Consider the following 6,269-nt stretch of genomic DNA (forward strand, 5'->3'; position numbering starts at 1 on the left):
GTTGCTGGGCGGGCGGCGGAGGTGGGGGTGCCTTACGTGTGTTCGTCGGCGGTGATTGACGAGTTGGTGAACGGGCCTACGGATTGGGTGGCTCGGATTGCGCCGGTGCAGTCTCGGGGGTGGCGGGTGTTTGCGGAGTACCTGCTGAGCGTGGGACACGAGCAGGTTGCTGTCGTGATGCAGCCGAGTGTGTATTGGGCGGCTGGGGTTGAGGTGCTGCGCAAGTATCTGAGCGTTGTTGTGCTGAGCTCGGTCGAGCCTGGTCCGGTGTGTGACGAACTGGCCGAGTGCGGGGCGACCGCGTTACTGCTCTTGGTGGGTACACCGGTGCCAGGGGTGCCGATTGTCGAGGCGGTACGGCGGGATGCGCGGCTGGCGGGAGTGTTGGTTGGCGCGCCGGCGGGGCAACCGGAGTGGGTGGGCCTCGCGGGCATCCCGTTTCTGCGTTATCTGCCTGGGGAATTGAGCCCGCTCGGGGCGCGGGTTCGAGCAGCGCTGGGGGACGACGCTTCGTTTGTTGCCTTTGAGGGGTACGACGCGATCGCCGTGCTGAATGAGCTGCTCCGCAGGGACGGCGACTGGTCGGGGGTTTCGGTCGAGGGGAGTCGCGGGGAGATCACGTTGGCTCGCAGCCAAGGCGTCTGGCAGTGGATGTGGCCGGCGATCCAGGTAGCCGAGTTGGACCCGGCGAATCCGGCGCACGCTCGCATTTTGCATACCGGTTGAGACATCCGGGAGGAAAACTTTGCCCAAGTATTACCCGTTGTGCGGAATTTGTGGCACTAAGTGGCCGGTGGCTGGTTCAGGGCGTGACAGGGGGCAGGATGGGTGGCCAGAATGGGCGGTCCGGTTTGGGTGTGGTGATTAGGGGGCGGTGATGGGCGAGTGGCGATGAGTGGTGCGCTGACCGCCCGGATCGCTGCTGCCATGACGGCGGCCCAGTCCGGCGGGCATGCGACGGCGGCGGCTGAGGTCGAGTTGCTGAAGGCTGAGCTGGGCGATGTGCCGAGCTATCAGTTGGCTGCCGTCGAGTATGTGCGCGGGGTGACCGCACATCATGCGAGTAACGCGGACGAGGCGTTGCGGGCGGTGGATGCGTTGATGGCGGTCGCGAAGGCGATCGACGAGCCTGGCTGGGAAGCGAACGCGTTGCCGATCCGGATCATCAATCTCGCGCGCAGCGGGCGTGGCGGCGATACGGTCAACGATCTGGTGGCGGCCGAGCAGGCATTGAGCCGGACGCGGGATCCCGGTCTGATCGCGTGGGCGCATACCGGGTTGGGTTATGCGTACGACGTTCTGCGACTTTTCGAACTGTGCATTCCGCATTACGAGCGGGCGGCGCAGCTGGAAGACGACGTGTTCGAGCTGGCGGAGTCGACCGCGATCGACCGGCTGAACCTGGCCGAGACGTATCTGCGCTGGGCGCATGAGCTCGAGCGGCTGGGCGATCCGTCGTACGGGCAGGAGATTCGCGAGCGGCTGGCGTCGGCGGCGTACTGGGCGCGTGAGGCCGAGCGGGTGATCGTCGATGACGAGAGCCAGGAGTACTGGCGGTTGAGCGCGCGGCTGTGGGTTGCGGCCGCGGCGGCTGAGTCGGATCCGGCGGTTGCGGTGAAGGAGTTGAGCGAGTGCCGCGACGAGATCAGCAAGCTGGGCGAGACGGAGCGGCTGGCGATCGCGGGGGCTTATCTGGCTCGGGCCTGGGCTGCCAAGGGTGATCCGGATGAGGCTCGGGCGGCGGCTGATCGAGCGGCCGCGGATCTGATTCCGCTGGTGGATCCGTCGACGCATCTGCTGGTGTTGCAGACGCGGTCGGAGCTTGCGGCGGCGAGTGATGAGCCGGGAGCCCTTGCAGGGTTGGAGTATGCGCGGTCGGTGGCGCGGGGCTGGTGGAAAGAACGGCAGCGGGCGCTGAACGCCGTACGGCATGCGCTTACCAGCCACGATCTTTCCGCGCGGCACGATGCGGAGTGGCACGCGGCGCGGCAGGATCCGCTGACCGGTGTGGGGAATCGGCGGGCGCTCGACGAGCGGTTGACGGCGGCCCGGGATTCCGGGCGCGCGGTCACCTTGCTGGCCATCGATGTCGATGACCTGAAGGTCGTCAACGACACTCACGGGCACGCCTGCGGAGACCAGTTGCTGCAGGTTGTTGCCAATCTCCTGGTAGAACAGGCCCGAGCGACCGATGCCGTGATTCGATCGGGAGGCGACGAGTTCTTCGTCGTACTGGACCAGCCGGATGCCAAGGGTGGCGCCCAGCTGGCGATGCGGATCCGGATCGCGGTCGCGGCGATCGCGGCGACGGCGGACCAGCCGTGGTTGCGGCAGCTGGGACTCAGTATCGGGTACGCCGCAACGGCGGAAGGTGTCGGTGTGGACCACCTGGTGGCCACCGCCGACCGGCGGTTGTACGACGACAAGCGCGGGCACAAAGTGAGGCAGTGAAGGAGATCCGGTGCGCGAGACGTCGGGGGTGACGGCGCGGATCGCGGCGGCGATGACCCGGGCACAGTCCGGGAACCCGGCGGAAGCCGGGCTGGAAATCAATCGCTTGCTCGTGGAGCTCGGGTCCGAGCCCAGCCACGAGCGAGCCGCCGCGGAGTACGTGCGGGCGGTGGCCGCGCATCACGCGACCGATGCGGTCGAGGCGCTGGACGCTGTCGACGGCTGTATCCGGGTCGCCCGGGCGATCGACGAGCCAGGCTGGGAAGCCAATGCGATCGCGATCCGGATCGTCACGCTGATCCGTACCGGTGAGGGCGGTGACTCGGTCGCCGACCTGGTCGCGGCCGAGAACGCGCTCTCACGCACTCGCGATCTTGGGCTGGCCGGGTGGGCGCACACCGGGCTCGGCTACGCCTACGACCTGCTTCGGCTGTACGAGCTCTGCATTCCGCACTTCGAGCTGGCCGCGGACGGCGATCACGTTCCGCTCGGGCTGGCCGAAGCGCCGGCGATCAACCGGCTGAATCTGGCGGAGTCCAACCTGCGCTGGGCGCACGAGCTCGAGCGGCTGGGCGACACGTCGTACGAGGACGAGATCCGCGTACGGCGGCAGGCTGCGCATCACTGGGCGGGTGAGGCGGTCGTTGTGATCGTCGGGGCGGATCTGCTTGGCTACTGGCCGATCGCCGGGCGGATGTGGCTGGCCGCTAGCGATGACAGGACGGATGCGGATGAGGCGGCGGTCATCCTCAAGGACTGCAGGGACCAGCTGGCCAAGCTAGGTGATCTGGAGCTGGCTGCTATTGCAGGTACTTACCTCGCTCGCTCGTACGCCGTGGCAGGGCGACTCGACGACGCCGTTGAGGCCGCACAGCGGGCTGGGAGTGACCTGCCACCGACATCTGATCCGCCAGTGGAGGCTCTGGTTCGGCACACGGCAGTGCAGATCGCTGCGGAGACAGGCGATTCCGGAGCGGTGACCGGACTCCAGTACGCGCGGGCGATCTCCAGAGGCTGGTGGGCCGAGCGGCTGCGCGGTCTGTACGCCGTACGGAGCGCACTGGCGAACCATGAGCTCTCGATCCGGCATGACGCGGAGTGGCGAGCCGCACGGGAGGACCCACTGACCGGAGTGGGCAATCGGCGTGCACTGGACGAGCGCATGTCCGTTGCGCACGACGCTGGCCGGTCGATTGCGGTGCTGGCGATCGACGTGGACAACCTGAAGATCATCAACGACAGCTACGGACATGCGTGCGGTGACGAGGTACTGCGTCGCGTCGGGCACCTACTGCGTGAGCAGAGCCGCGCGGAGGACGTGGTGGCTCGGGCGGGCGGTGACGAGTTCGTCGTCGTACTGGACAACCCGGACGAGCGCGGTGCGCGGGAGCTGGTCGACCGGATCAAGGCGGCGGCTGAGCGGGTGGCTGCGGTCGCGGTGGAGCCGTGGTTCGCGATGCTGCGGCTCAGCATCGGGCAGGCGACCAGCACGGACGGTACGCCGGTCAATGAGCTGATGACTGTTGCAGATCAACGCATGTACGCCGAGAAGCGGCGTCGGCGCGATCAGTAGTCCAAGAAGCCTTCAACCAGCAGACGCCGGATCTGCGGCAGGTACTCGGTCAGTACGTCGACCAGCTGCCGGTCCAGGAGGTCAGCCAGCGCAGCCAGGATCTGGCCGACATTCAGCTCGCCGTCACACGCACCGACGAAGCCGGCCATGACGGTGTCCACCTGCTCGGCTCGCCGCATACCGCGCTGGCGCCGCAGCACGATGGTGGCTGGGTCCTCGGCGCCCGGCTGCCCGGTGGTCTCTTGGATCACGTCGTCGGCAACAACCAGGTGCAGACCGGTCAGATCGGCCGGAAGCCCTTCCTGGCGTTCGAAACGACGCAGTACGTGCGGTCCGATCGGACGCTCGATCTCGTACGGCCACTCCTCGGCGTCGAGCGCACCGGCCACGTTGTGCACGGTGATCCAGCCCATGCCGATCGCCTCGACCTGCTGGTCTTCCAGCCAGCGCATCCACTCGTCGTACCGGCTCGGGTACGCCGGTGTGCCGTGCAGACCGGCGTCCCGCAGCCACAGCTCGACGTACTCGGAGGGGTCGAGCTGCTCGCGCTGCACGGCCCAGGCGGAGCGGTCGCCGGTCCAGGTGGCGAGGCGGTCGCGCCAGTCCTCTCCGCGGACGCAGGTCCAGTTGGCGAGCAGCTGGCACCAGCCACCGTCGGTCAGGTGCTGTGGGGCTTGCTGCACGAGCTGCTGGACCAGCCTGTCGCCGGCGAACGAGGTCTCGCGGTAGGTGAGCTGTGAGTCCGGTGGGGAGATCACGTACGGCGGGTTGCTGATGATGAGGTCGAAGCGTTCGCCGGCGACTGGTTCGAAGAGGCTGCCGGTGCGGACGTCCAGGTCGATCCGGTTCAGCGCGGCTGTTGCTTTAGCAAGCTCGAGCGCGCGCGGGTTGACGTCGGTCGCGACGAGCTGGTTGACGCGGTTCGCGAGATGCAGCGTCTGAATGCCGCAGCCGGTGCCGATGTCGAGGGCACGTTCAGCCTTGATCGGGACGGTCAGGTGAACGAGGCTGAGGCTGGCCGGCGCGATCCCGAGCACGTAGTCGTCGCGCATCGGCTCCCGCCGCCCGTCGAGCCCCGGCGTCAGATCCGCGATCACCCACCACTGCTGCTCATCCTCCGCAAACGGCCGGATGTCGAGCACCGCCCGGTCCCCCGAGACGATGCCGAGCGCAACCAGGTCGATCCCCGGAAAAGCCTTATCCACAAGCTCTTTCGGCACAACCTGCTGCAGCAGGAACAACCGGATCATCGTGTCCAGCGCGTCGCCACCACCAGTACGCCGTACCGCCAGCGTCGTCTCGTTCCGCGCCAAAGCCCCATTAGCCTGCACGCCGAGCCGCTCGGCCACACCCTCCACCGTGTACCCCGCAGCCGCAAACGCCGCCCGCAGCCCTTCCACCACACTCCCCGTCAGCTCCACCCGCCTATCCTCCCACCCCACCTGCCCGAGCCGGTACGACGTTGAGCGCGGGTCAACCGTGCGCGAGCCGGTACGACGTTGAGCACGGGTCAACCATCTGCGCGGGCCGGACGTGGTTGAGGGGTGCTCAAGGTGAGCTGGCCGGTCGACCTTGAGCACGGTTCGACCGTTTCGGCGGCGCGCCAGATGGATGGTGGGTGCTCAAGGTACGATCTCGGGCCCCGGGGCGGTCGAGGTGCGTTAGTCGGAGAGAAATGGTCATATACGACCCAAAAATTGCCGACTAACGCAGAACCGCAGGCATCACGCACCTCAGCCACAGCCCGTCAGCCCCAGGTGAGGTGAAGCCGCGGTTGCCGGGCTATGGCTGGGGAAGTTGAGGTTCCGTCGCCTGACAAGTGACTCGTTGCCTGCGGCTGGGTGGATATTCGGCCGGCCCATGTTCCTCCCCAAACCGGTCTGGGGAGCGCGGGCATCGTCCGCGAGGGGATCTGGGGAGGATCCACCCCCCGAATCGGTCGCGGATCCTCCCCAAACCGGTTTGGGGAAGGGGATTCGGGCGACCCGTTCGGCGCAGATTCCCCTAACGTCCGAACGACCGGAGACCGGCTCTCCGATCTTTCGGACGTTAACCAGGAGCCGTGGCTAACGTCCGAACAGCCGGAGACCGGCTCTCCGATCTTTCGGACGTTGTGGCGGGACCGGGTGGCCCCTCAAATTCAAAGGGGCAACCGGCTCGATGGATATCCGCTGAAGTGACCCCTTCTCCCCTCAAATTTTGAGCAGAGAAGGGGCAACCTCAGGGGATCTCCCCTCAAATGGAC

At 67.1% G+C, this 6,269-nt stretch carries 4 protein-coding genes; 3 read left to right on the plus strand and 1 reads right to left on the minus strand.

The genetic code is table 11. The annotated features are described in order from the left end of the window. From E1261_RS42390 to E1261_RS42400, 3 genes are all read left to right on the plus strand, one after another. The coding region (locus E1261_RS42390) for a type 1 periplasmic-binding domain-containing protein (RefSeq protein WP_238176790.1) at positions 1-726 on the plus strand (726 nt) is incomplete at its 5' end. A 165-nt stretch (positions 727-891) separates the two neighbouring features. After that, positions 892-2,451, plus strand: coding sequence for a GGDEF domain-containing protein (locus E1261_RS42395; RefSeq protein WP_132415592.1), 1,560 nt, complete (start codon positions 892-894; stop codon positions 2,449-2,451). A 10-nt stretch (positions 2,452-2,461) separates the two neighbouring features. Then, positions 2,462-4,024 carry a GGDEF domain-containing protein gene (locus tag E1261_RS42400; protein ID WP_132415594.1) on the plus strand — a complete coding sequence of 521 codons (1,563 nt, stop codon included), beginning with the start codon at positions 2,462-2,464 and terminating at the stop codon, positions 4,022-4,024. On the opposite strand, the gene E1261_RS42405 is transcribed toward E1261_RS42400, so the two are convergent. Then, positions 4,018-5,445: a DUF7059 domain-containing protein gene (locus E1261_RS42405; protein WP_132415596.1), complete on the minus strand. Its 1,428-nt coding sequence runs from the start codon at positions 5,443-5,445 to the stop codon at positions 4,018-4,020. The genes E1261_RS42400 and E1261_RS42405 overlap by 7 nt on opposite strands. Positions 5,446-6,269: the final 824 nt, after the last annotated feature.

The organism is Kribbella albertanoniae, from assembly GCF_004348455.1.
GTDB lineage: Bacteria > Actinomycetota > Actinomycetes > Propionibacteriales > Kribbellaceae > Kribbella > Kribbella albertanoniae.